Genomic DNA, 24,060 nt, shown 5'->3' on the forward strand with positions numbered 1-24,060 from the left:
CCATTGCCTGTTCAGGCGAGGCGTCTATCGTGCCCGCTTATGGTCCGTTTGCCCTTCGCCGCGCTGGCGCTCGCCTTTCTCGCGGCGCCTGTCGTCGTCCCCGCCGCCCCGATTGGCGCGGGCGCGCCCGTCCCGGTCGCGACCTTGCTCAGGCAGGTCGACATCCCGTGGGACAGCTTCACGCTGCCCAACGGGCTGAAAGTGATCGTCCACACCGACCGCAAGGCGCCGATCGTCGCGGTGTCGGTCTGGTATCATGTCGGCTCGAAGGACGAGCCGAAGGGAGAGACCGGATTCGCGCATCTGTTCGAACATCTGATGTTCGGCGGATCCGAGAACGCGGCCGGCGGCCTCGACAATGTGCTGCTGCCCTATGGCGCCACCCAGCCCAACGGCTCGACCTCGTTCGATCGCACCAATTATTTCGAGACGGTGCCGACGCCGGTGCTGCCGCTGGCGCTGTTCCTGGAAAGCGACCGCATGGGCCATCTGCTCGGCGCGGTGACGCAGCAGAAGCTCGATGCCCAGCGCGGCGTCGTCCAGAACGAGAAGCGGCAGGGGGATAACGAGCCGTTCGGGCTGGTCGATTATGCCCAGCTCGAGGCGTTGTTCCCGGCCGGCCATCCCTATCATCATTCGACGATCGGCTCGATGGCCGACCTCGACGCCGCCTCGCTCGACACGGTGAAGAACTGGTTCCGGCAGCGTTACGGCCCGAACAACGCGGTGCTGGTGCTGGCCGGCGATATCGATGTCGCCACCGCCCGGCCGCTCGTCGAGCGCTATTTCGGCGACATTCCCAAGGGGCCGGACGTCGCGCCTGCCGCGGCCAGCGTGCCGACGCTGCCGGCGCGCAAGGAACTGGCGATGCAGGACCGCGTCGCCACCACGCGACTCTACCGGAGCTGGGCGGTGCCGGGGCTGAACGACGCCGACGCCGTGCCGCTGGATGTCGGCGCCACCGTGCTCGGCGGGCTGGCGAGCTCGCGGCTCGACAATATCCTGGTGCGCGACGAGAAGCTGGCCGTCGCCGTCTCTGCCGACATGGCGCCGCTGGAGCGGGTCGGCCTGTATTCGGTGGTGGTGGACGTGCGCCCCGGCGTCGATCCGCAGATCGTGTCGAAAAGACTCGACCAGATCATCGCCGACTTCCTCGCGAAAGGCCCGACCGCCGACGAGGTGCAGCGCGTTGCCACCCGCATGGTCGCCGCCCGGCTCGGCGGGCTGGAGCAGGTCGGCGGCTTCGGCGGCAAGGCGGTGACGCTGGCCGAGGGGCAGCTCTATTCAGGCGATCCGGATTTCTACAAGAAGCAGCTTGCCCTCTATGCCGCGGCGACGCCGGCGAGCGTGACGGCGGCGACGCGCAAATGGCTGTCGCGCCCGGTGCTGGCGATCACGGTAAGCCCCGGCGACCGCTCCGCCTATGACGAGGCGCGGGCGGCCGCACCCGCCGCGAAGCCGGCGGCGGCGTCCGAGGCGAGGCCCGCCGCCCCGCAAAATCCCGCCGAGCCGGCTCGCAAGGCGCCGGTGCCGGGCGAGATCGCCGACCTCGTCTTCCCCAAGGTCGAGCGCGCGCGGCTCTCCAACGGGGTCGAGATCGTCTACGCCCATCGCGATGCCGTGCCGCTGACGCGCATCTCGCTCGGCTTCGATGCCGGCAATGCCGCCGATCCGCACGCCGCTCTCGGCACGCAATCGCTGATGCTGTCCCTCCTCGACGAGGGCACGACGACCCGCAACTCGGTGCAGATCGCCGAGGCGGAGGAGCGGCTGGGCGCGGATATCGGCGCGGCGCCGAGCATGGATCGTACCTCGATCGGCCTTTCGGCGCTGTCGGCCAATCTCAAGCCATCGCTCGATCTGTTCGCGGACATCGTGCGCAACCCGGCGTTCGCGCCGGCCGAGGTCAACCGGCTGCGCGCTGCCCAGCTCGCCCGCATCGACGCCGAGGCGTCCGATCCCGGCGGCATCGCGGCGCGCGCCATCGGCCCGGTGCTGTTCGGGCCTGACCATCCCTATGGCGTGCCGCTGTCCGGCACCGGCGACAAGGCGGTGGTGGCGCGGCTGACGCCGGCGGAGCTGCGCGCCTTCCATCAGGCGTGGCTGCGGCCGGACAAGGCCAGGTTCTTCGTGGTCAGCGACCTGCCGCTGGCGCAGATCAAGGCGGCGCTGGAGGAGAGCTTCGGCAACTGGCGGCCGCCCGCCAGCGCTGCCGGGGCCAAGGCGTTCAAGGCGCCGACGCCGCCCCGCCCGCGCATCATCCTGATCGACCGGCCGGGCTCGCCGCAATCCTACATCCTCGCCGGCAGCCTGTTGCCGCTGCCCGCGGGGGGCGCCGGGGTGGAGGACCTGCAATCCGCCAACGACATTCTCGGCGGCAGCTTCCTGTCGCGGCTCAACAGCGACCTGCGGGAGAGCAAGGGCTGGGCCTATGGTGTCGCGTCGCGCATCCGCCGGCTCGGCGAGGCGATGCCGTTCCTCGTCACCGCGCCGGTGCAGGCGGACCGCACCGGCGATTCGATCAAGGCGATCCTCGACGATACGCGCGGCTTCCTTACCACCAACGGCGTCACGCCGGAGGAGCGCGATCGCACCGTCCAGGGCCAGATCCGCGAGCTGCCCGGTACCTTCGAGACCGGCGGCGCGGTGCTGGAGGCGATGCGCGCCAATGATCTCTACGGCCGGCCGGACGATTACCAGTCGCGTCTGCCCGCCATCTATCGCGCGCAGACCGTGGCCCACCTCGACGCGGCGGCGCGGGCGACGATCGATCCGGCGAAGCTGGTGTGGATCGTCGTCGGCGACGCCGCCAAGGTGCGCACCCAGCTCGACGGGCTCGGCTTGCCCGTGGAGACGATGCCCGCCAAATAGGCGCGGTCAAAGGAGAAGATCGACATGGCGAATATCGACGGCGCGTGGAACTGCACCGTGTCCAGCCCGATGGGCCCGCAAGAGCTAACGCTCACCATCCAGACCAGTGGCGACAGCTTCACCGGCACGGCCTCCGGCCAGCTCGGTTCGCTCGATCTGGAGGATGGCGCGGTCGATGGCGACTCGATCACGTTCAAGCTTCAGCTGAAAGTGCCGATGCCGATGGCGCTCGACGGCCAGGCGACGGTGTCCGGAGACACGCTGACCGGCACGGTGACGGCGGGCGCGTTCGGCAGCTGGCCCATCACGGGAACGCGGGCGTAGCCAAGGGCGCCGCCGGCGGGGTCGGGGAGACGGGGGGTCAGCCCCGCTTCGTGACGTGCCCCATCTTGCGGCCGGGCCGCGCCTCGCCCTTGCCGTAGAGGTGGAGGCGGGCTTCCGGATCGGCGAGGATTGCTGGCCATTGGCCGGCCTCGTCGCCGATCAGGTTGCGCATCGTCACGCGCGGCGCCGTCAGCCCGGTCGCGCCCAGCGGCAGGCCGCAAATGGCGCGGATGTGATTCTCGAACTGCGAGGTGATGGCGCCCTCGATCGTCCAATGGCCGCTATTGTGGACGCGCGGCGCCATCTCGTTGAACACCGGGCCATCGGCGCCGGCGAAGAATTCGCAGGCGAGCACGCCGATATAATCGAGCCGCTCGGCGATCGCCCGGGCGATCGCGCGGGCATGGGGGGCCTGGGCCGCGACGATGCCGGCGGGCGGCACCGTCGAGGTGGCGAGAATGCCGTCCTGATGGACGTTGGTGACGGCATCCCAGAATGCCAGTTCGCCTCCTGGGCCGCGGCACAGGATGATCGAATATTCCGCCTCGAAGCTGACGAAGCCCTCGAGGATGGCGGGCGCCTCGCCGATCGCGGCCCAGGCCGCCGCCGCATCCCCGGCGCCGGCAAGCCGGGCCTGGCCCTTGCCGTCATAGCCGAAGCGCCGCGTCTTGAGGATCGCCGGGCCGCCGAGATCGGCGATGGCGGCGTCGAGGTCGGCGCGGCTGTCGACCGGGCGCCACGGCGCGGTGACAAGGCCGAGCGCGTTGACGAAGCTCTTCTCCGCCAGCCGATCCTGCGCCACTTCCAGCGCATCGGCGCACGGGCGCAGGCCGTCCAGCGCGGCGAGGGCATCGGCGGGCAGATTCTCGAACTCATAGGTGACGACGTCGACCGTCGCGGCGAACGCGGCCAGCGCCGCAGCATCCGCATAATCGCCCCGCGTCCACCGCGCGGCGACATCGAAGGCCGGGCCGGTCTCCTCGGGCGCATAGATGTGGCAGCGATAGCCGAGCTGGGCGGCGGCCACCGCCAGCATGCGGCCGAGCTGGCCGCCGCCGACGATGCCGATCGTGGCACCGGGGGCGATCACGTCAGGCAGGGTCGACAGGGACGGCCTCCGTCTGTGCCTTGCGCCACGCATCGAGCCGTCCGGCGAGCGCGGCGTCGTTGGTGGCAAGGATCGAGGCGGCCATCAGCCCCGCGTTGACGGCGCCCGCCTCGCCGATCGCCAGCGTGCCCACCGGCACGCCGGCCGGCATCTGGACGATGGACAGCAGGCTATCGAGCCCGGAAAGCGTGCGCGACTGGACCGGCACGCCGAGCACCGGCAACCGCGTCATCGCCGCGACCATGCCGGGCAGATGCGCAGCGCCGCCGGCCCCGGCGATGATCACCTTGAAGCCGCGATCGGCCGCGCCGCGCGCGAAATCATAGAGCCGCTCCGGCGTGCGATGTGCCGAGACGACCTGGGCGAGATGGGCGACGCCGAGCGCCTCCAGCGTCTCGGCGGCGCGGCTCATCGTCGCCCAGTCGGATCGGCTGCCCATGACGATCGCGACCGGGGGCGCGACTGGAGGCGTCGTCCCGGTCACGCGGGCGCCCTTTCGGAGAGATAATAGCGATCGGTGGCGCGCAAATCATCGTCCAGCTCGTAGACGATCGGCTGGCCGGTGGGGATTTCCAGCCCGGTGATTTCCTCGTCGGAAATGCCGGACAGATGCTTGACCAGCGCGCGCAGCGAATTGCCGTGGGCCGAGATGACGACGCGCTTGCCGGCCCGGAGATCGGGGGCGATCACCTGTTCCCAATAGGGCAGCACGCGCGCGATGGTGTCCTTCAGGCTTTCCGTCGCCGGGATCGGCAGGCCGGCATAGCGGCGATCGCGCGACAGATCCCAGTCGCTGCCGGCTTCGAGCGGCGGCGGCGGCGTGTCGAAGGAACGGCGCCAGATCTTCACCTGATCGTCGCCATGCTTCGCCGCCGTCTCGGCCTTGTTGAGGCCGGTGAGGCCGCCATAATGACGCTCGTTCAGCCGCCAGTCCTTGACCACCGGCAGCCACAGCCGGCCCATCGCCTCCAGGGCGAGGTTCAGCGTCTTGATCGCGCGGGTCTGCACGCTGGTGTAGCAGATGTCGAAGTCAAGGCCGCGCTCGGCCATCAGCCTGCCTGCCGCGATCGCTTCCTCGATGCCCAGATCGGTGAGGTTGACGTCCCACCAGCCGGTGAAGCGGTTTTCGAGGTTCCAGGCCGACTGGCCGTGGCGGATCAGGACGAGGCGGGGCATAGACGGCTCCGTCAAAATGATGGAATGCAACGGCCTCTTATCGGCGGCCGGGCCTGCCGTCACGGGGTAAGGAGCATCGCGGATGACGATCGAAGCGCGTGCCCATGTGTGGGAGGGCCCTGGCGGCCCGTTCGAGGGCCATCTCGCCTTCGCAGCCGGGCGCGAGCCGCGGCCGGGTATTCTCATCGCGCCGACGATCATGGGGGTCACCGATCTGGAACGCGGCATTGCCGCGCGGCTCGCCGAGCGGGGCTATGTCGCGCTGGTCGCCGACGTCTACGGGCAGGCCCGCCATCCCGCGACGATGGACGAGGCGCGGCCGCTGATGGACGCGCTGAACGCCGACCGGCCGCTGCTCGCCGCGCGCATGGCCGCCGCCTTCGACGCGCTGCGCCAGCGCGGCAATGTCGATCCGGCGAGGACGGCGGCGTTCGGCTATTGCTTCGGCGGCAAGTGCGTCCTCGATCTGGCGCGGGCCGGCGAGCCGGTGACCGGCGTCGTCACCTTCCACGGTCTGCTCGATCCGCCGCCGGCCGGCCATGGGGAGATTTCCGCCAGATTGCTGGTGCTGCACGGCTGGGACGATCCGCTGGCGACGCCCGATCAGGTCGAGGCCTTTGCCCGGGAAATGACCGCGGCGCGCGTCGACTGGCAGCTTCACGCCTATGGCCACACCGTCCATGCCTTCACCAATCCGAACCGCGAGGGCATGTACTCGCCGGTGGCGGAGGCGCGCTCGTGGAGGGCGGCGATGAACTTCCTCGACGAGCTTTTCGGTTGATCCCTTTCCGAAGCGGCTCGGATCGCTTAAATAAGGGATGATGTTTTTGACTGTTCAGGAGACGTTGCCATACCCCCGATGATGCCCCGCCGCGGTTTCGCCCCGACACCGACGCCGCTGAATGGACCGCGCTATAACGAATTCATCCAGTCGCCGAAGGTTCGCGTCATCGACGAGAATGGCGAGAATCTGGGTGTGATGTACACGCGCGAGGCGATGGAGCAGGCGGCCGAGGTGGGTCTGGATCTGGTCGAGGTTTCGCCCAACGCCGACCCGCCCGTCGCCAAGTTCCTGGATGTCGGCAAGTTCAAGTACGAGAACCAGAAAAAGGCGAATCTCGCCCGGAAGTCGCAGAAGACGCAGGAGATCAAGGAGATCAAGATGCGTCCCAACATCGACGACCACGACTATGACGTGAAGATGAAGAAGATCTTCGAGTTCATCGAGGAGGGCGACAAGGTCAAGTGCACGCTGCGCTTCCGCGGCCGCGAGCTGGCGCATGGCCAGCTGGGCATGGCGGTGCTGCAGCGCGTCCAGGCCGACACCGCGGAAGTGGCCAAGGTGGAGCAATTCCCACGCATGGAAGGCCGCCAGATGCTGATGGTGCTGGCGCCGAAATAAGGCGCGGGGGGCGGGCCGATTGTCCGGCTCGCCGCCCCACGCATGACGGTTGGGGGGGCGATCGCGCGCCCCCCATCCTGTCACTTGCTGGCCACCGGCGCCGCCGCGCTGGCATTGGCCGGCAGGCCGCCGAGCTGGGTGACCAGCTTCGTATAGGCGTCGAGATAAGCGAGCACGACCACCTGGCCGAGATCGGTGTTCTGGTAGCTGCCGGCACCGGCCGCCGCCAGCCCGCCGCCGAACCAGCCGCCGGCGCCGCCACCGAAGCCGATGTCGGTCTTGCGCGCATAGCCCTCGGTCAGCGCCTCCTGCTCGGTGGTGCGCATGTTGACCACGGCGAGGGTGACGTTCGCTTCCTTCTTCTTGATGTTGAGGCCGCCGGCGATGCCGCCGAGCACGCCGCGGCCGAGGAAGCCGCCCAGCGCCGCGCCGATATTGGTGCCGCCCGAATTGTTGTTGCCGGTGATGATGTCGGGCACCATCGCGTAATCGGCGGCCTTCACCTGGCCCTTGCCGATATTGCTGTTCTGCTGAAGCTCGCCGGAATCGGCGAGCGCGCGCTCGACGGCGCGGCTGGCAAGGCCGCGGCCGCGATCGACGAGGCCGAAGCAGCCGGACTTGGTGACGAACAGCTTGATGATCGCTTCCGGCGAGCCAAGCCCGACCTGGGTCCACCATTTGGTTTCGGGCTCGACGATCATCAGCGTGCCGAGCTTCTTGGTGCAGATCGGAATTTCCTGCTGCCCCTTCTGCTGGAGCTTGCGGCCCGAGGACTCGTCGGCAGCCAGCGACGGCGTCGCCATGGCGAGGCAAAGCATGCCGAACAGGCCGGCGTTGGCGGCGGTGCGGATGGTCATCGAAAATCCCCCGAATCGTAATGAGCAATTGCACAAAAATGCATTGGCGCCCTTAAAGAGGCGTTGCCCCGCCGACAATCACCCGGCGACCAACCTCGGCTCCCGCTCGACAGGTTCGCCCCTTCGCGACGAGGCCGCCGCGCCTTGCGACGAAGTGGCGCCCGATTCCCGTGTCCAAGGCGCCGCGTTAACCGGATTTGCGTTTACGTATACGTAAGCTAGGGGCCTGTGGACCTGTGGCGTCGAGGGGGAAACAAGATGCGGAAGTCGTTGGGAGTGCTGTCCGTGGCGCTGGCGGCAGCGCCGCTCCCGGCCCAGGCGCCGCCCGCCGGGCCGGACGGCTATGGCGACGTCGTCGTCACCGCGACGCGCCGGGCGAGCCCGCTCAGCGACGTGCCGGTGGCCGTTTCCGCCGTCACCGGCGAGGCGCTGCAGAACAGCGGCGCCACCGATATCCGGCAACTCAACCAGATCACGCCGTCGCTGCTCGTCTCGTCGAGCGCGTCCGAGGCGGGCGCCGGCGGCGCGCGCATCCGCGGCATCGGCACGGTCGGCGACAATGTCGGGCTGGAAAGCTCGGTCGCGACCTTCATCGACGGCGTCTATCGGTCGCGCGCGGCGGTGGGCCTCACCGAACTGGGGCCGATCGAGCGGATCGAGGTGCTGCGCGGGCCGCAAGGCACCCTGTTCGGCCGCAATGCGTCGGCGGGGCTGATCAACATCGTCACCGCGCGCCCCAGCTTCGACGAGCAGGGCTATGCCGAGGCGAGCTACGGCAATTATGATTACTACCGGCTGGCCGGCGGAATCACCGGCCCGATCGGGAGCAAGATCGCCTATCGGCTGGACGGCGTCTATGTGAAGCGCGACGGCTTCGTGAAGGACGTCATTTCCGGCCGGCGCATCAATGATCGCGATCGCTATCTGGTGCGCGGCAAGCTGTTGCTGGAGCCTTCCGACAGCGCCTCCATCCTCCTCAGCGGTGACTTCGCCAACCGCAAGGAGGAATGCTGCGCCGGCCCCTATCTCCCGGCGAACGACGTGGTGCGCAATGCCGACGGCACGCTGAGCCGCCAGCCCTCCTCGATCGCCGCGCTGATTCGCGCCACCAGTTCCGCGGTGCCGGGCAATGGCGACGGCAAGGGCGTGGTATTGGGTGATCCGTTCGCGCGGCGCGTGGCGCTGACGCCGGGGCGCGGCTTCGCGGCCAGGGTGCGCGACTGGGGCCTGTCCGCGGAGGCCAATGTCGAGCTGGGCGACGTCAAGGTCACCTCGATCAGCGCCTGGCGCGACTTCAACTATCTGAAGGGCCAGGATGCCGATTTCGGCAATCTCGACATCCTCTATCGCCCCGGCGACGGATCGGGCTTCACCCGCTTCCGCACATTCAGCCAGGAAGTGCGCGCGCAAGGCTCCGCATTCGGCGATCGGGTGGACTGGCTGGTCGGCGGCTATTTCGCCGAGGAGAAGCTGGCGCTGAACGACAATCTCCGCTTCGGCGCGGATTTCGACAGCTTCGCCTCGCGGCGCGTCGGCCTGTTGAGCCCGCAGCTCGCCGCCTTCCCCTCGTTCGGCTTCCGCAACCTGTCGGGCTTCGTTCAGGCGGCGGGGATGCAGACGCTGGCTGGCGACCCGCGCTTCGCCGGGCTGCCGGCGGCGGCGCGTCCGATCGTCGCCAATGCCGTGGCCGGGCAGGTGCAGAACCTGCTGTTCGCCGATACCGGCTATCTCGATCGTTACCGGCAGGACGACCGCAACATCGCCGTCTTCACCCATAATATCGTCAAGCTCACCGACCGCCTCTCCCTGACGCTGGGCGCGCGCTACACGCATGACCGCAAGCGGCTGGACGCCGATTTCGCCAGCAACAGTGCCTGCGCCGGCTATCTCGCCAACATCACCCGGCTGGGCGGCCTGGCGGCATCGGCGGGGGCCAATCCGGGCGGCAATGGCGGCGCCAATGCCGCGATCGCCGGGCTGGCGACGGGCATTGCCGGCCAGCTCGCGCAATTGACCGCCATTCCCTGCGTGGTCGGCGGCGCGCAGTTCGCGGGCTCGTCCCGCAATGTCGAGAAGCAATGGTCGGGCACCGCGGTGCTCAGCTACAAGCCGACCGACCGGCTGCTCGGCTATGCGAGCTACGCGCGTGGCTACAAGGCGGGCGGCTTCAACCTCGATCGCGCCCCCTTGCTGAGCGCCGCCGCGCTCAGCGCCAATGGCGGCAATGTCGCCGCGGCCTCGACCACCAATCTCGACGTGCTGAAGTTCAAGCCGGAGACGGTCGATTCCTTCGAACTCGGCCTGAAATATGACGGGCGCCGCTTCGACATCAACGTCGCCGCCTTTTATGAGCGGTTTCGCAGCTTTCAGCTCAACACCTTCAACGGCACCAACTTCCTCGTCACCGACATTCGCGGCTGCAAGACCGGCCTCGGGCTGACCGACCAGGACCTCGTCACCGGCAATTCCAACTGCTCGGACCTCGAGGCCGGGGTGGTTTCGAAGGGCGTCGAGATCGAGGCGATGTTGCAGCCGGCGCGCGACCTGCGCTTCAACCTCGGCTACACCTATGCCGATACCCGCTATGCCAAGGACCTCGCCGGCACGCCGGACTTCTTCGTGCCGGCCAACGGCAATTCGCTGGTGGCGCCGGCCTTCCTGCTGCCGGGGAGCCATTTGTCCAATGCCCCGGTGCACGTGGTCACCGGCTCGGGCAGCTTCACGCCGCCGCTGTGGGGGCGGCTGCGCGGCCTCGTCTATGCGGATTTCCGCTACACCTCGGAATTCAACACCGGCTCCGACCTGTTCTACGAGAAAAGGCAGCAGGGCGCGATGATCGTCAATGCGCGGCTCGGGATCGGGCCGGACGATCGCAGCTGGAGCCTCGAATTCTGGGGCCAGAACCTGCTCGACACCGATACGCGGCAGGTGGTGTTCAACGCGCCGCTGCAAGGCTCGAACAGCTCCGCCTTACAGACCCAGCGCTTCGGGACGACGGCGACGCAGCTGTTCGGCGCCTTCCTCGGCGAGCCGCGGACCTATGGGGTGACGCTGCGGACCTTGTTCTGAGGCGGCGAGGAGGAAGGCCCTCTCCTCACATCACGCCGCCGCCTTGTCCGCCGGCACGCCGCCGGCCACGTCGAGCAGGCGGCGTTCAAGGGAGCGCAGGCGGGCGGGCGCGGTGATCTTGTCGCCGATCAGGTCCGTCACGTAGAACACGTCGACGGCGCGCTCGCCATAAGTGGCGATATGGGCCGAGTGGATCGTCACCTTCGACTGGAAAAGGGCATGGGCCAGCGCGTTGAGCAGCGCCGGCCGATCCCGCGCGTTGACCTCGATCACCGTGTAGCGGTTGGACGCGCGGTTATCGATCAACACATTGGGCTCGATGGTGAACGCCTCGGCGCGGGTGCGCGGCAATGGCCGGGCGGCGAGCCGGTCGGCAAGCTTGTGGCGGTTGGCGAGCGCGTCCTCGATGGCCTGGGCGAGGCGGCTCAGCCGTTCCGGCCCGGTGAAGGTGCCGCCGAGCGGATCCTGGACGAGGAAATTGTCGAGCGCCATGCCGTCGCGGGTGGTGTGGATGCGCGCGTCGATGATGTTGCCGCCGGCGACATGGATGCCGCCGGCGATGCGGTAGAAAATGCCGGGATGGTCGGCGGCGTAGACGGTGACGAGGGTCGCGGCGCGTTCGGTGTCGACCCGCGTCTCGATGACGAGCGGGCGGCCTTCGGCGTCCGCGGTCGCCATCTGCCGGGCATTGGCGATCAGCACCTCCTCGGGCTCGGCCACCCAGTAGGATTCGGGCAGGCGCTTGACGAGGGCGGCGAAGCGATCGTCGCTCCAGCCGAGCGCCACCCTGGTCGCCGCCTGCTTGGCGGCGACGCGCTCGCGCCGGCCATTCTGCTTGTGGCCGAGGCGCAGCACCTCCTCGGCCAGCTCGTAGAGATCGGTGAGCAGCTGGCGCTTCCAGCCGTTCCACACGCCCGGGCCGACGGCGCGGATATCGACCACCGTCAGCACCAGCAACAGGCGCAGCCGTTCCGGGCTCTGCACGATCTCGGTGAAGTCGATGATCGTCTTGTAGTCGCTGAGGTCGCGCTTGAAGGCGGTGGCCGACATCAGCAGATGGTGCCGCACCAGCCACGCCACCGTCTCGGTCTCGGCCGGCGTCAGGCCGAAGCGCGGGCAGAGCCGCTCCGCCACCTCGCCGCCGAGCACCGAATGATCGCCGTCCCGGCCTTTGGCGATATCGTGCAGCAGCACCGCCACATAGAGCGCCCGCCGCGACACGATCTGGCGCATCAATGTCGCGGAGAGCGGATGATCTGAATCCATCTCCCCCTTCTCGATGCGCGAAAGCAGGTCGATGGCCCGGATCGAATGCTCGTCCACCGTGTAATGGTGGTACATGTCGAACTGCATCTGCGCGACGACGCGGCCGAAGTCCGGCACGAAGCGGCTGAACACGTCGGCCTCGTTCATCCGGCGCAGCATCTTGCCCGGCGCGCGCGGAGAGGTGAGCACGTCCATGAACAGCGCGTTGGCGCGCGGGTCGTTGCGGGCGCGATCGATCAGCTTGGCGTCGCGCTGGGCAAGGCGCATCGCGGTCGGGTGGATTTCATAGCCGTGGCGATCGGCGAGCGCGAACAGCTCGACCAACCGCACCGGATCGCCATGGAAAAACGCCTCGTCCGGTACGGACAGGCGCCCGCGATCGACGATGAACCCGTTCAGATTGCTCGGCTTGCGGCGGCTGCGGATAGGCAGTGCGAAGCGCTTGCCCTTGCCCCCGAACTCCTCGTCGAGATGCGCGAGGAACACCCCCGTGAGATCGCCGACCTGCTTCGCGACCAGGAAATAATGGCGCATGAAACGCTCGACGGCGGCGCGGCCGGGGCGATCGGCATAGCGCATCCGCGCCGCGATCTCGGGCTGGACGTCGAAGGTCAGCCGCTCCTCGGCGCGACGGGTGATGATGTGCAGGTGGCAGCGCACCGCCCACAGGAAATTCTCGGCCTTCTGGAACTGGCGCAGCTCCGCGCGGGTGAGCAGGCCGGCATCGACCAGCTCCGTCACGTCGCGCACCTTGTTCACATATTTGCCGATCCAGAACAGGGTGTGGAGGTCACGCAGGCCACCCTTGCCCTCCTTCAGATTGGGCTCGACGACATAACGGCTGTCACCCATGCGCTGGTGCCGCTGGTCGCGCTCGGCAAGCTTTTCGACCACGAAGGCGCGGGCGGTGCCGGCCATCACCTCGCGCTCGAAGCGGGCATAGGCCTCGTCGTAAAGGGCGGTGTCGCCCCAGACATAGCGCCCTTCGAGCATGGCGGTGCGGATGGTGAGGTCGCTCTTGGCCATGCGGACCATGTCGTCCATTGAGCGACTGGAATGGCCGACCTTCAGGCCGAGATCCCAGAGCAGGTAGAGCATGCTCTCGATGACCTGCTCGGCCCAGGGCGTCTGCTTCCACGGGGTCAGGAAGGCGATGTCGACGTCGGAATGGAGCGCCATCTCCGCCCGGCCATAGCCGCCCACGGCGACGAGGCTGAGCCGCTCGGCGGCGGTAGGGTTGCTGGCCGGATAGAGGCGGGTGGTGGCGAAGTCGAAGACCAGACGCAGCAGCTGATCGGTGAGAAAGGCATAGGAGGCGGCGATCTCGGCGCCGCGGCCGGGCCGCTCCGTCAGTCGCGCGGCAATCTCCGCGCGGCCGCTGTCCAGCGCGCCCTTGAGCAGGCCGCACGCCTGGCGGCGCAGCACCTCGCGCTCGCCCTCCAGCGCTTCCAGCGCGTCGGCGAGGCGACGGCGATCGATGATCGCGCGGCGGTTGGTCAGCATGTCATAGCGAGCGCTCATGCAGCGAGAGATAGGCGAGGCGGCGCCCTTCGTCACGGGGGCCTTGTCGACCATGATCGACGCGCGCCTTTCCCGGCCCCAAGATTTCCTAGTTATACGATTTCCCTACTGGAGAAATAGGAGATGCTCAGACGCCGAAGGGGGAGATTCGCATGGGCATCAGGACGCTTTTCACGGCCGGCGTGGCGCTGGCGGCGATCGTCGCCCCGCAGGCCGGCCTGGCGCAGGCGGATGGCGCCGCCGCCCCGGCCGGGGCCGCCGACAATGGCGAAGTGGTGGTGACGGCGCGGCGCCGCGCCGAAAATGTGCAGGACGTGCCGATCGCCGTCTCCGTGGTCGATTCGCGCACGCTTGATGCCAACGGCACGTTCAACGTCGCCAAGCTGGTGCAGATCCAGCCGTCGCTGACCTTCTATTCCACCAACCCGCGCAACTCGGCCGCGAATATCCGCGGCCTTGGCGCGCCGTTCGGCCTTACCAATGACGGCATCGAGCAGGGCGTCGGCGTCTATATCGATCAGGTTTATAACAGCCGCATCGCCGCTGCCACGTTCGACTTCCTCGATGTCGAGCAGGTCGAGGTGCTGCGCGGACCGCAGGGCACGCTCTACGGCAAGAACACCACCGCCGGCGCCATCAACATCACCACCCGCGCGCCGACCTTCACCTTCGAAGGGCGCGCGGAGCTGACCGTCGGCAACCTCGATTATGTGCAGGCCAAGGCGTCCGTGTCCGGCCCGCTGATCGACGACAAGCTCGCCATCCGCCTCGCTGCCTCGGCGACCGAGCGGCGCGGCACCATCTACAACGTGACCAGCGACAAATGGGTCAACGCCCAGAACAACCGCGGCTTTCGCGGCTCGCTGCTGTGGAAGGCGACCGACGCCCTCAACCTCACCCTGTCGGCCGATTACAACCGTCAGAATCCGGAGTGCTGCGCCCAGATCTACGCCCGCGTCGGATCGACCCAGAGGCCGCTCAACCGGCAGTTCGCGGCGCTGGCGGCGGCGTTCAACTATGCCCCGCCAAGCATCAACGCCTTCGACCGGCTGACCGATCTCGACAGCCCGCTCGACGCCTTCCAGGAAATTGGCGGGGTATCGCTGCGCGCCGAATGGCAGCTGGGGGCGGGCACGCTGACCTCGGTCAGCGCGTGGCGCTTCTGGAACTGGGGCCCATCCAACGACCGCGACTTTATCGGCCTGCCGATCACCACCATCTCGGCCAACCCGTCGAAGCAGAATCAATATTCGCAGGAGCTGCGCTACGCGGTTTCCGGCGACCGGCTCGACTATGTGTTCGGCCTGTTCGCCTATCACCAGCGCCAGCACACGACCGGCACCCAGCAACAAGGCCCGGCGGCGAGCCGCTGGCTGCTCAACCCGACCAGCGCCAACGCGGGCAACCCCGCGGTGCTGGACGGGCTGCGCTCCGAAAACGACATCTGGCTGCGCACCACCAGCCTCGCCGCCTTCGGCCAGCTGAGCTGGAAGGTGACGGATCGTCTCAGCCTCCAGCCGGGCCTGCGCGTGAATTACGATCGCAAGAGCGGCTCCTATGTCGCCACCGTCATCACCGGCTCCGGCGTGGTGGCGAGCTGCACCAGCAACAACGGGCTCAACAGCGACCAGCGCGGCGTGCTCGCCCCGCAATGCTATGATCCGCGGTTCAGCGACTGGAACGTGTCGGGCGACTTCACCATCGCCTATGACGTATCCGACGACGTCCACGCCTACGCGACCTATGCGAAGAGCTTCAAATCGGGTGGCATCAACCTCAACGGCCTGCCGCTGGACAATAACAACAATCCCATCCTGAGCACGGCGACGGTCAAGCCCGAGGACGTCAATCATTTCGAGATCGGCCTGAAGACCCAGTTCCTCGATCGCCGCGCGACCCTGAACCTCGCCGCCTTCTGGACCGAGATCAGCGACTATCAGGCGAACGTCACCAACAATCAGGTGGGCGTGCTGCGCGGCTATCTCGCCAATGCCAACAAGGTCAGGGTGCGGGGCATCGAGGCGGATTTCCAGGCGCGGGCGACGCGCCGCCTCAACGTCTATGCCAGCGGCGCCTTCACCGACCATGAATATGTGAAGTTCACCGACGCGCCCTGCCCGCCCGAGCTGGCCGGCGGCGCCACCGCCGGCGCCGGCCAGACGCCCGGCGCCCCGGGCGTGCCCGGCGGGCTCAGCCCGGCCAATTGCGACATTTCCGGCCAGTGGCTGCCCGGCATCTCCAAATGGTCCTTCTCCTATGGCGGGGAATATCATCTGCCGGCGAAGCTGTTCGGCGAGGATGGCGAGGCCTATGTCGCGTTCGACGGCAGCTATCGCTCGAAATTCTCGTCCAATCCGTCGCGCTCGATCTACACCGATATCGACGGCTATGCGCTCGCCAACGTCCGGGCGGGCTTCCGCACCGCGAGCGGGTGGGACATTTTCGGCTGGGTGCGCAACGCCTTCGATCGCAATTATTACGAGCTGCTGGCGACCCAGTCGGGCAGTACCGGCCTCGTCGTCGGCCAGCCTGCCGACCCGCGCACCTACGGGGTAACGGCCAAGGCGCGCTTCTAGCCGTCCCCTGCCGCCGCCTTGAGCCGGTAAAGCGCATCGAGCGCCTCGCGGGGGGAGAGGGCATCGACGTCGATAGCGTCGAGCGCGGCGCGCAGCGGGTCGGCCTTGTCGGGTTCGACCGCGGCGAGGTGGGCGAACAGCGGCAGCTCGTCGAGCCCCGCGGCGATGCCGCCGGTCTTCGCCTTGCCCTCCTCCAGCTTGGCGAGCACCGCGCCGGCGCGCCTGAGCACAGCCGGCGGCAGGCCGGCCAGCCGCGCCACGGCGAGGCCGTAGCTGCGATCGGCAGGGCCGGGCGCCAGTTCGTGCAGCAGGACGAGATCGCCCTTCCATTCACGCGCGCGGACATGGTGGAGCGCCAGCGCGTCGAGCCGTTCGGCGAGCCGGGTCAGCTCGTGATAATGGGTCGCGAACAGGCAGCGGCAGCGATTGCGGTCATGCACCGCCTCGACGACGGCCCAGGCGATCGCCAGCCCGTCATAGGTCGAGGTGCCGCGGCCGACCTCGTCGAGGATGACGAAGCTCCGCTCGGTTGCCTGGGCGAGGATGGCGGCGGTCTCGACCATCTCGACCATGAAGGTGGAGCGGCCGCGGGCGAGATTGTCGGATGCGCCGACCCGGCTGAACAGGCGATCGACCAGCCCCATCGTGCAGCTCGACGCCGGCACGAAGCTGCCCGCCTGGGCAAGCACCGCGATCAGTGCGTTCTGGCGGAGGAAGGTGGATTTGCCGCCCATGTTCGGGCCGGTGACGAGCCACAGCCGCCGGTCCTCTGAGAGGCCGCAATCATTGGCGACGAACCGCTCGCCCGTCGCTGCCACGGCGCGCTCGACGACCGGGTGGCGGCCGCCGGCGACCTCGAAACAGGCGTGATCGACGAAATGCGGGCGACACCAGCCGTCCTCGCACGCGCGCTCGGCAAGGCCTGCGGCGACATCCAGCCGGGCGAGCGCGTCGGCGGTGGCGACGATCGCGGCGGTACGCGCGAGCGCGAGCGCGGTCAGCTCCTCGAGATGGGCGGCCTCGGCGGCAAGCGCGTGCGCGCCGGCCGAGGTGACCCGGCTGGCCTGCTCGTGCAGCTCCGGCGCATTGAAGCGCACGACCCCGGCGAGGGTCTGGCGATGGGTGAAGCCGGGATCGGTCATCAGCCTGTCGGCGGACCTCGCCGGCACCTCGACATGATAGCCGAGGACATTGTTGTGGCGGATCTTGAGTGCCGAGATGCCGGTGGTGTCGCGATAGCGCGCTTCCAGCGCGGCAATGGCGCGGCGCCCCTCGCCGCCGACGCCGCGCAGCTCGTCCAGCGCGGCATCATAGCCCTCGGCGATATAGCCGCCTTGAGAGGCATCGATCGGCGGCGCGGGGACGAGGGCGCGGCGCAATTCCTCGACCAGCGCGCCATGGCCCGCGAGCGCGGGCAGGAGATGGCGGAGCAGGGCCGGCGCCTCGGCGAGGCGCGTCAGCGCCTCGTGCAGCGTACGGGCGGCGTCGAGCCCGTCGCGGAGCTGGCCGAGATCGCGCGGACCGCCGCGCTTCGCGACCAGCCGGCCGAGCGCGCGGCCGATATCGGGGAGGGCGCGGAGCGCCGCCCGCAGCCGCTCGCGCTGGCCGCCATCCTCGGCCAGCCAGCCGACCAGGTCGAGCCGCCCTTCGATCTCCGCCCGTTCGACGAGAGGCGCGCCGATATCCATGGCGAGCAGGCGCGCACCGGCGCCGGTGACGGTGCGGTCGACGGCATCGAGCAGGCTGCCCTTGCGCCCGCCGCCGGACGCCTGGGTCATTTCCAGGCTCTCGCGGGTGGCGGCGTCAATCATCATGTGATCGGCGGTTGCGCGCCTGACCGGCGGCTGGAGGAGGACCGGCGCGCCGCGGCCGGCGCGGTCGAGATAGGCGAGCAGGCCGCCGGCCGCGGCAAGCTCGGCCCGCGTGAAGGCGCCGAAGCCATCGAGCGTCGCCACCCCGAAGCGCGATTTCAGCCGCTGTTCGGCCTGTCCGCTGTCGAAGCGGCCGGCCGGAATCGCATCCGCGACGAGGCCGTCCATGCCTTCGGCGACGATCGTCTCGGCAGGATTGAGGCGGGCAAGCTCGGCGGGCAGCGCCGGCCGCGTCACCGGCTGCACCTCGAAACGGCCGGTTGAGATGTCGGCGGCCGCCAGCCCCAGCTCGCCGCCGGCCTCGGCGATCGCCACCAGCCAGTTGGCGGCGCGCGCCTCCAGCAGCATTTCCTCGGTGAGGGTGCCGGCGGTAACGATGCGGATAATCGCACGGCCGACCAGCGCTTTCGAGCCGCCGCGCTTCTTCGCCTCGGCCGGTGTTTCCACCTGGTCTGCAATCGCCACCCGGTGTCCGGCCTTGATCAGGCGCGCCAGATAGGCCTCGGCGGAGTGGGCCGGCACGCCGCACATCGGCACCAGTTCGCCGCCGTGATGGCCGCGCGCGGTCAGCGCGATGTCGAGGGTGGCGGCGGCTATCCTGGCGTCTTCAAAGAATAATTCGAAGAAATCGCCCATCCGGTAGAAGAGCAGGCAATCCGGCGCCTCGGCCTTGAGCGCGTGATATTGCGCCATCATCGGCGTCGCCGCGCCGTCCTCGCTTCCGGTCATGAGGCGCTTCTAAGGGCGCCGCGTGGCCAAGGAAAGCGGGCCTATTGTATACATTTTCCCTCGGCGGCCGGCCGCTTTAGGAGAGCGGTAACAGGCAGTGAAGGAATGGCGATGACGAGCGACGGACAGAGCAGGGTGCAATTCTCCGATCGAGAGGCTCTGCTGTTCCATTCCGCGGGGCGGCCGGGCAAGATCGAGATCGTCGCCTCCAAGCCGATGGCTACCCAGCGCGACCTCAGTCTCGCCTATTCGCCGGGGGTCGCGGTGCCGGTGCGCGCCATCGCCGAGGATCCGGGCGCGGCCTATGATTATACCGCCAAGGGCAATCTCGTCGCCGTCATCTCCAACGGCACGGCGATCCTCGGCCTCGGCAATCTCGGCGCCCTCGCCTCCAAGCCGGTGATGGAAGGCAAGGCGGTGCTGTTCAAGCGCTTCGCCGATGTCGACGCCATCGACCTCGAGCTCGACACCGAAGATGTTGATCGCTTCATCGACGCCGTGTCGCTGCTCGAGCCGAGCTTCGGCGGCATCAACCTGGAGGACATCAAGGCGCCGGAATGCTTCATCATCGAGCAGACGCTGCGCGAGCGAATGAACATTCCGGTGATGCATGACGACCAGCACGGCACCGCGATCATCACCGCCGCCGGCCTGATCAACGCCTGCCACCTCACCGGTCGCGACCTGCGCGACATCGACGTGGTGGTGAACGGCGCCGGCGCCGCCGCCATCGCCTGCACCGCCCTGATCAAGGCGATGGGCGTGCCTTCCGACCGGGTGATCATGTGCGATCGCGCCGGGGTGATCTACCAGGGCCGCCTCAACGACATGGACCAGTGGAAATCCGCCCATGCCGCCAGGACCGAGCGCCGCACGCTGGCCGAGGCGCTGGAGGGCGCGGACGTGTTCCTCGGCCTGTCCGCCAAGGACGCGCTCAAGCCCGACTATGTCCGCCACATGGCCGACCAGCCGATCATCTTCGCCATGGCCAATCCCGATCCCGAGATCACGCCGCCCGCCGCGAGGGCGGTGCGACCCGACGCGATCATCGCCACCGGCCGCTCGGATTATCCGAACCAGGTCAACAATGTGCTCGGCTTCCCGTTCATCTTCCGCGGTGCGCTCGATGTCGGTGCCACCGCGATCAATGACGAGATGAAGATCGCCGCCGCCCGCGCCCTCGCCGAGCTGGCGCGCGAGCCGGTGCCGGAAGAGGTGGCGGTGGCCTATGGCGGCCCGGCGCCGCATTTCGGGCGCGACTATATCATCCCGGCGCCGTTCGACCCGCGGCTGATGGAGGTGGTGCCCGCCGCCGTCGCCCAGGCGGCGATGGAGAGCGGCGTCGCCCGCCGCCCGATCCCCGACATGGCCGCCTATCGCGAGGCGCTGAAGGCGCGGCTCAACCCGACCACCTCGGTGCTGACGCTGGCCTATGAAGGCGCGCGCGCCAGCCCGAAGCGGGTGATCTTCGCCGAGGGCGAGGAGGAGGTGGTGCAGCGCGCCGCGGTGATGTTCCGCGACGGCGGCTATGGCATACCGGTGCTGGTCGGCCGCGACGAGGTCCATGAGCAGCTGCGCGCGCTGGGCGTCGACAATCCCGAGACGATCGCCGTCCACAACAGCCGCCATTCGCCGCTGGTGCCGCGCATGGTCGATTATCTGTACGAGCGGCTTCAGCGCCAGGGATATCTGCGCCGCGACTGCGAGCGGATGGTCAACCAGGATCGCCACATCTTCGGCGCGTTGCTGCTCGCGCTCGGCGAGGCGGACGTGATGATCACCGGCGTCACCCGCCATTTCCGCCAGACGCTGAACGATGTCGAGCTGGTCATCGATCATGCCGCCGATCGCTCGCCCTTCGGCATCCATGTGCTGGTCGGCCAGAGCCATACCGTGTTCATGGCCGACACCACCGTGATCGAGCGGCCGGACGCCCAGCAGCTCGCCGATATCGCCATCCAGACGGCCGACGTCGCGCGCCGCATGGGCCATGAGCCGCGCGTCGCCTTCCTCAGCTACTCCACCTTCGGCAATCCGCCGGGCAACTGGCTCGGCAATATCCGCGACGCGGTGGCGATCCTCGACGCGCGCGGGGTCAGCTTCGAATATGAGGGCGAGATGGCGCCGGACGTGGCGCTCAACTCGAAGATGGCCGGGCTCTATCCGTTCAGCCGTCTGTCGGGGCCGGCCAATGTGCTGGTGATGCCGGGCCTGCAATCGGCCAACCTGTCCGCCAAGCTGCTCAAGGAGCTGGGCGGCGATTCGGTGATCGGGCCGATGCTGATCAACATGGAGAAGCCGGTGCAGATCGCGTCGATGACCTCGACCGCGTCCGAGCTGGTGACGCTGGCGGTGCTGAGCGCGGCAGGCATGACGAGCTGACGACGAGCGGGACGCCCGTCACCCTGAACTTGTTTCAGGGTGACGGGGGTGGGGTAGGGGAGAGGCCGCGCCTGCTCCTAGTTCGAGTTGGGATTGTCGGCTGTCGGCGCGCCCTGGCCGGAGGCCCCGACGCGGCCGATATTGCCGAACAGGTCGTTCAGGAGGCTGCTCTTGCGGCCGAGCGTGGGCGTCTTGTCGCCATAGGGCGAGACCTTGCGGATCGTCTCCAGCCCGGTGCGGTCGACGCGCGAGACGTTGCCGTCCTTGTCGAAGCGCACCGCGAGCACCGTCTGCTGTACCGGCCGCGGCGAGCGGAACGCGAACTGGCGCGTCTCGCGGGACAGATAATACCAGCTATTATCGTCGAACTCGCCCTGAAAGCTTGGGCGGCCGAGCGTCTTCGACACCGAATCCTTATTGTCCACACCCGGGCTGACCGAATCGGCCAGCACCTGATCGAACACGAAGCCCTGATGCGCGCGGAACTGTCCGCATCCGCCGAGCGACACTGCCAGCGCCGCCACACCCGTCGCCATGATCAGGCGACGTCCAACCATCGTCATTCCGCTCACTCCAGCGCCATTGCAACAGCGCCCCAGTCGCTCAATATGCCGCGTGAACGGTCGCGGCAAGGGCGGCCGGCATATCCGGAGCATCGCTTGTCCATCCTGTCCCGCCTGTTCAACGCCCGCACCTCGCGCCAGCCCTATATCCCGCTCTATACCGCGGTGGTGGCCGAGGCGCGGCGGCCCTTCTGGTATGCCGAGGGCGGGGCACCGGATACGCTCGACGGCCGCTTCGACATGGTCGCGGCGGTGATGGCGCTGGTGTTGATCCGCATGGAGGCCGATGGCGAGGCCGGGCGCGAGCCGGCGGCCCGGCTGACCGAGCTGTTCGTCGACGATATGGACGGGCAGCTTCGCCAGCAGGGCGTCGGCGACGTCGTGGTCGGCAAGCATGTCGGGCGGATGATGGCGGCGCTGGGCGGGCGGATCGCGGCCTATCGCGACGGGCTCGCCGGCGGCGACCTGGAGGGGGCGCTGGTGCGCAATCTGTGGCGCGGCCAGCCGCCGGCGATCGGGGCGGGGATTATCGCCGCCGGCATGCGGGCGCTCGCCGACCGGCTGGCGGGGCTGTCTCTCGGCCAGCTTCTGGAGGGACGGCTGTCATGATGCTGGCCAATGAATTCGCCCGCCCGATCCGCCTCGACACGCTGGGCGAAGGCGCGCGCGAGGTGACCATCGCCGCCGAGGCGGACGAGCGCGCGGCGCTCGCCAAACGCTTTCACCTCCTCTCGATCGAGCGGCTGGAGGCGACCGCCGCGCTCCGCCGGGAGGGCGAGCGGGTGTTCGTCGAGGGACGACTGGCGGCGGCGGTCACCCAATCCTGCGTGGCGACGGGCGATCCGCTGCCCGCGACGCTGGACGAGCCGTTCGCACTGCGCTTCGAGCCGACGACCGTGGCGGGGGCCGGCGATGTCGTCGAGGAGGTGGAGCTGGCCGAGGCGGACCTCGACATCGTCACCTATTCCGGGGGCACCATCGATCTTGGCGAGGCGGTGGCCGAGACGCTGAGCCTGGCGCTCGATCCCTTCCCGCGCGCGCCCGACGCCGACGACCGGCTGCGCGAGGCGGGCGTGCTGGACGAGGGCGAGGCCGGGCCGTTCGCGGCGTTGAAGGCGCTGAAGGACAAGCTGGGCGACGGCGAGTAGCGCGGGTGGCCGGCATGGCGTAGCAAGCCGGCATGGCTCGCCCCTTCTCCGCATTGCGCGCGTTCCTCGCCACCGAGGCGGCGGGCGGCGTGCTGCTGATGGCGGCGGCGGCGGCGGCGCTGATCGTCGCCAACAGCCGGCTCGGCCCCGGCTATGCGGCGCTGCTGCATGTGCAATTGGGGCCGCTTTCCGTCGCGCACTGGATCAACGACGCGCTGATGGCCTTGTTCTTCCTGCTCGTCGGGCTGGAGATCAAGCGGGAGTTCCGGGACGGCCACCTCGCCACCTGGCCGGATCGCGTCCTGCCCGGGGTTGCGGCGCTGGCCGGGATGGCGGCGCCGGCGATGGTCTATCTGATCCTTGCCGGCCATGTCCCCGGGCTGGCGCGCGGCTGGGCGATCCCGGCAGCGACCGACATCGCCTTCGCGGTCGGCGTGCTGGCGCTGCTCGGCAGGCGCGTGCCGGCATCGCTCAAGCTGTTCCTGACGACGGTGGCGATCGTCGACGATATGGGCGCGGTGGCGATCATCGCGCTATTCTATTCGGGCGGGCTGAACCTCGTCGCGCTGATGGCGGCGGCGGCGATCTTCGCGGTGATGCTGCTGCTCGGCCGGCGCGGCGTGGCCTCGCTGTCCGTCTATCTCGCGCTGGGCGCGGCGCTGTGGGTGGCGATCCACCTGTCAGGCGTGCATGCGACGGTGGCCGGGGTGCTCACCGCCTTCGCGGTGCCGCTCCGCCGCAGCCATGCGCGCCCTGACGATGCGCTATCGCCTCTCCACCGGCTCGAACACCGGCTGGCGCCGTGGGTCGGGTTCGGCATCGTGCCGCTGTTCGGCTTTGCCAATGCCGGCCTGTCCTTCGCCGGCATGGGCTGGCAGGCGCTCGCCGATCCGCTGACCCTCGGCATCGCGCTCGGCCTGTTCGTCGGCAAGCAGGCCGGCGTGCTCGCGGCGGTGTGGATCGCCGCGGCGACGGGACTGGCGCCGCCGCCGAGGGGCGCGCGCTGGCGCCAGGTCCACGGCGTCGCGATCCTGTGCGGCATCGGCTTCACGATGAGCCTGTTCATCGGCGGCCTCGCCTTCGCCGATCCGGCGCACATGGCGGCGGTGAAGCTCGGGGTGCTCGCCGGCTCGCTGCTCTCCGCGCTGAGCGGCTACGCCGTGCTGCGGTTCGCGCGTTAGCGGCTGCTGGCCGTCA

Annotated in this window: 17 protein-coding genes; 10 read left to right on the top strand and 7 right to left on the bottom strand. The window is 68.8% G+C overall.

Annotation, left to right across the window (positions count from 1 at the left end; all coding sequences use genetic code 11):
- Window positions 1-39 precede the first annotated feature (39 nt).
- On the top strand, window positions 40-2,871 hold the full coding sequence (locus KOF26_RS04145) for a M16 family metallopeptidase (RefSeq protein ID WP_216320574.1): 2,832 nt from the start codon (window positions 40-42) through the stop codon (window positions 2,869-2,871).
- Between the two features lie 24 nt (window positions 2,872-2,895).
- On the top strand, window positions 2,896-3,195 hold the full coding sequence (locus tag KOF26_RS04150) for a hypothetical protein (RefSeq protein ID WP_216320577.1): 300 nt from the start codon (window positions 2,896-2,898) through the stop codon (window positions 3,193-3,195).
- Window positions 3,196-3,232: 37 nt separating this feature from the next.
- On the opposite strand, the gene KOF26_RS04155 is transcribed toward KOF26_RS04150, so the two are convergent.
- From KOF26_RS04155 to gpmA, 3 genes are read right to left on the bottom strand one after another with little or no spacing between them, the layout of a single operon-like run.
- The gene (locus KOF26_RS04155) at window positions 3,233-4,336 is read right to left on the bottom strand and encodes a 5-(carboxyamino)imidazole ribonucleotide synthase (RefSeq protein WP_216320580.1); all 1,104 of its coding nucleotides are present in this window, start codon (window positions 4,334-4,336) and stop codon (window positions 3,233-3,235) included.
- Entirely contained in the window at window positions 4,287-4,742 is a 456-nt protein-coding gene (gene purE, locus KOF26_RS04160; RefSeq protein WP_216321677.1) for a 5-(carboxyamino)imidazole ribonucleotide mutase, read from the bottom strand. Before purE ends, KOF26_RS04155 begins: the two co-directional genes overlap by 50 nt.
- Window positions 4,743-4,783: 41 nt before the next feature.
- Window positions 4,784-5,479 (bottom strand): 2,3-diphosphoglycerate-dependent phosphoglycerate mutase, encoded by a 696-nt coding sequence (gpmA, locus tag KOF26_RS04165; RefSeq protein ID WP_216320583.1) that lies wholly within the window; start codon window positions 5,477-5,479, stop codon window positions 4,784-4,786.
- A gap of 82 nt (window positions 5,480-5,561) precedes the next feature.
- On the opposite strand from gpmA, the gene KOF26_RS04170 reads away from it, so the two are divergent.
- On the top strand, window positions 5,562-6,260 hold the full coding sequence (locus KOF26_RS04170) for a dienelactone hydrolase family protein (protein ID WP_216320586.1): 699 nt from the start codon (window positions 5,562-5,564) through the stop codon (window positions 6,258-6,260).
- A gap of 78 nt (window positions 6,261-6,338) precedes the next feature.
- The gene (gene infC, locus KOF26_RS04175) at window positions 6,339-6,881 is read left to right on the top strand and encodes a translation initiation factor IF-3 (protein WP_435876837.1); all 543 of its coding nucleotides are present in this window, start codon (window positions 6,339-6,341) and stop codon (window positions 6,879-6,881) included.
- Window positions 6,882-6,961: 80 nt separating this feature from the next.
- Here the strand turns inward: infC and KOF26_RS04180 are convergent, their stop codons facing one another.
- Window positions 6,962-7,738 (bottom strand): CsgG/HfaB family protein, encoded by a 777-nt coding sequence (locus tag KOF26_RS04180; protein WP_253201085.1) that lies wholly within the window; start codon window positions 7,736-7,738, stop codon window positions 6,962-6,964.
- Between the two features lie 258 nt (window positions 7,739-7,996).
- Here KOF26_RS04180 and KOF26_RS04185 point away from each other — a divergent pair, with 258 nt between their 5' ends.
- Window positions 7,997-10,807, top strand: a complete 2,811-nt coding sequence (locus KOF26_RS04185; RefSeq protein WP_216320589.1) for a TonB-dependent receptor — start codon at window positions 7,997-7,999, stop codon at window positions 10,805-10,807.
- A 30-nt stretch (window positions 10,808-10,837) separates the two neighbouring features.
- On the opposite strand, the gene KOF26_RS04190 is transcribed toward KOF26_RS04185, so the two are convergent.
- The gene (locus tag KOF26_RS04190; RefSeq protein WP_216320592.1) at window positions 10,838-13,594 is read right to left on the bottom strand and encodes a [protein-PII] uridylyltransferase; all 2,757 of its coding nucleotides are present in this window, start codon (window positions 13,592-13,594) and stop codon (window positions 10,838-10,840) included.
- 152 nt (window positions 13,595-13,746) lie between these two features.
- On the opposite strand from KOF26_RS04190, the gene KOF26_RS04195 reads away from it, so the two are divergent.
- Window positions 13,747-16,170, top strand: coding sequence for a TonB-dependent receptor (locus KOF26_RS04195; RefSeq protein ID WP_216320595.1), 2,424 nt, complete (start codon window positions 13,747-13,749; stop codon window positions 16,168-16,170).
- Here KOF26_RS04195 and mutS read toward each other — a convergent pair.
- Window positions 16,167-18,737 (bottom strand): DNA mismatch repair protein MutS, encoded by a 2,571-nt coding sequence (gene mutS / locus KOF26_RS04200; RefSeq protein WP_216321686.1) that lies wholly within the window; start codon window positions 18,735-18,737, stop codon window positions 16,167-16,169. The two genes, KOF26_RS04195 and mutS, sit on opposite strands and share 4 nt — an antisense overlap.
- A 138-nt stretch (window positions 18,738-18,875) precedes the next feature.
- On the opposite strand from mutS, the gene KOF26_RS04205 reads away from it, so the two are divergent.
- Entirely contained in the window at window positions 18,876-21,152 is a 2,277-nt protein-coding gene (locus KOF26_RS04205) for an NADP-dependent malic enzyme (protein WP_216320598.1), read from the top strand.
- A gap of 77 nt (window positions 21,153-21,229) precedes the next feature.
- Here the strand turns inward: KOF26_RS04205 and KOF26_RS04210 are convergent, their stop codons facing one another.
- Window positions 21,230-21,715: an outer membrane protein assembly factor BamE gene (locus tag KOF26_RS04210; RefSeq protein ID WP_216320600.1), complete on the bottom strand. Its 486-nt coding sequence runs from the start codon at window positions 21,713-21,715 to the stop codon at window positions 21,230-21,232.
- A 96-nt stretch (window positions 21,716-21,811) separates the two neighbouring features.
- On the opposite strand from KOF26_RS04210, the gene KOF26_RS04215 reads away from it, so the two are divergent.
- From KOF26_RS04215 to nhaA, 3 genes are read left to right on the top strand one after another with little or no spacing between them, the layout of a single operon-like run.
- Window positions 21,812-22,324, top strand: a complete 513-nt coding sequence (locus KOF26_RS04215; protein ID WP_253201087.1) for a ubiquinol-cytochrome C chaperone family protein — start codon at window positions 21,812-21,814, stop codon at window positions 22,322-22,324.
- Window positions 22,321-22,863 carry a YceD family protein gene (locus KOF26_RS04220; RefSeq protein ID WP_253201088.1) on the top strand — a complete coding sequence of 181 codons (543 nt, stop codon included), beginning with the start codon at window positions 22,321-22,323 and terminating at the stop codon, window positions 22,861-22,863. Before KOF26_RS04215 ends, KOF26_RS04220 begins: the two co-directional genes overlap by 4 nt.
- A gap of 32 nt (window positions 22,864-22,895) precedes the next feature.
- Window positions 22,896-24,044: a Na+/H+ antiporter NhaA gene (nhaA, locus tag KOF26_RS04225; RefSeq protein ID WP_216320613.1), complete on the top strand. Its 1,149-nt coding sequence runs from the start codon at window positions 22,896-22,898 to the stop codon at window positions 24,042-24,044.
- Window positions 24,045-24,060 lie beyond the last annotated feature (16 nt).

The sequence above is a fragment of the Sphingomonas quercus genome (assembly GCF_018863195.1).
GTDB classification, from domain to species: domain Bacteria; phylum Pseudomonadota; class Alphaproteobacteria; order Sphingomonadales; family Sphingomonadaceae; genus Solisphingomonas; species Solisphingomonas quercus.

Bases quoted from the DNA above. Each gene is read 5' to 3' on its own strand.
- KOF26_RS04180 (WP_253201085.1), bottom strand. From the start codon at position 7,738: ATGACCATCCGCACCGCCGCCAACGCCGGCCTGTTCGGCATGCTTTGC.
- KOF26_RS04220 (WP_253201088.1), top strand. From the start codon at position 22,321: ATGATGCTGGCCAATGAATTCGCCCGCCCGATCCGCCTCGACACGCTG.
- KOF26_RS04185 (WP_216320589.1), top strand. From the start codon at position 7,997: ATGCGGAAGTCGTTGGGAGTGCTGTCCGTGGCGCTGGCGGCAGCGCCG.
- KOF26_RS04205 (WP_216320598.1), top strand. From the start codon at position 18,876: ATGGCGATGACGAGCGACGGACAGAGCAGGGTGCAATTCTCCGATCGA.
- KOF26_RS04190 (WP_216320592.1), bottom strand. From the start codon at position 13,594: ATGAGCGCTCGCTATGACATGCTGACCAACCGCCGCGCGATCATCGAT.
- KOF26_RS04155 (WP_216320580.1), bottom strand. From the start codon at position 4,336: ATGCGTGGCGCAAGGCACAGACGGAGGCCGTCCCTGTCGACCCTGCCT.
- purE (WP_216321677.1), bottom strand. From the start codon at position 4,742: ATGGGCAGCCGATCCGACTGGGCGACGATGAGCCGCGCCGCCGAGACG.
- KOF26_RS04210 (WP_216320600.1), bottom strand. From the start codon at position 21,715: ATGACGATGGTTGGACGTCGCCTGATCATGGCGACGGGTGTGGCGGCG.
- KOF26_RS04150 (WP_216320577.1), top strand. From the start codon at position 2,896: ATGGCGAATATCGACGGCGCGTGGAACTGCACCGTGTCCAGCCCGATG.
- mutS (WP_216321686.1), bottom strand. From the start codon at position 18,737: ATGATGGCGCAATATCACGCGCTCAAGGCCGAGGCGCCGGATTGCCTG.
- infC (WP_435876837.1), top strand. From the start codon at position 6,339: ATGATGCCCCGCCGCGGTTTCGCCCCGACACCGACGCCGCTGAATGGA.
- KOF26_RS04195 (WP_216320595.1), top strand. From the start codon at position 13,747: ATGGGCATCAGGACGCTTTTCACGGCCGGCGTGGCGCTGGCGGCGATC.
- KOF26_RS04170 (WP_216320586.1), top strand. From the start codon at position 5,562: ATGACGATCGAAGCGCGTGCCCATGTGTGGGAGGGCCCTGGCGGCCCG.
- gpmA (WP_216320583.1), bottom strand. From the start codon at position 5,479: ATGCCCCGCCTCGTCCTGATCCGCCACGGCCAGTCGGCCTGGAACCTC.
- nhaA (WP_216320613.1), top strand. From the start codon at position 22,896: ATGGCTCGCCCCTTCTCCGCATTGCGCGCGTTCCTCGCCACCGAGGCG.
- KOF26_RS04145 (WP_216320574.1), top strand. From the start codon at position 40: ATGGTCCGTTTGCCCTTCGCCGCGCTGGCGCTCGCCTTTCTCGCGGCG.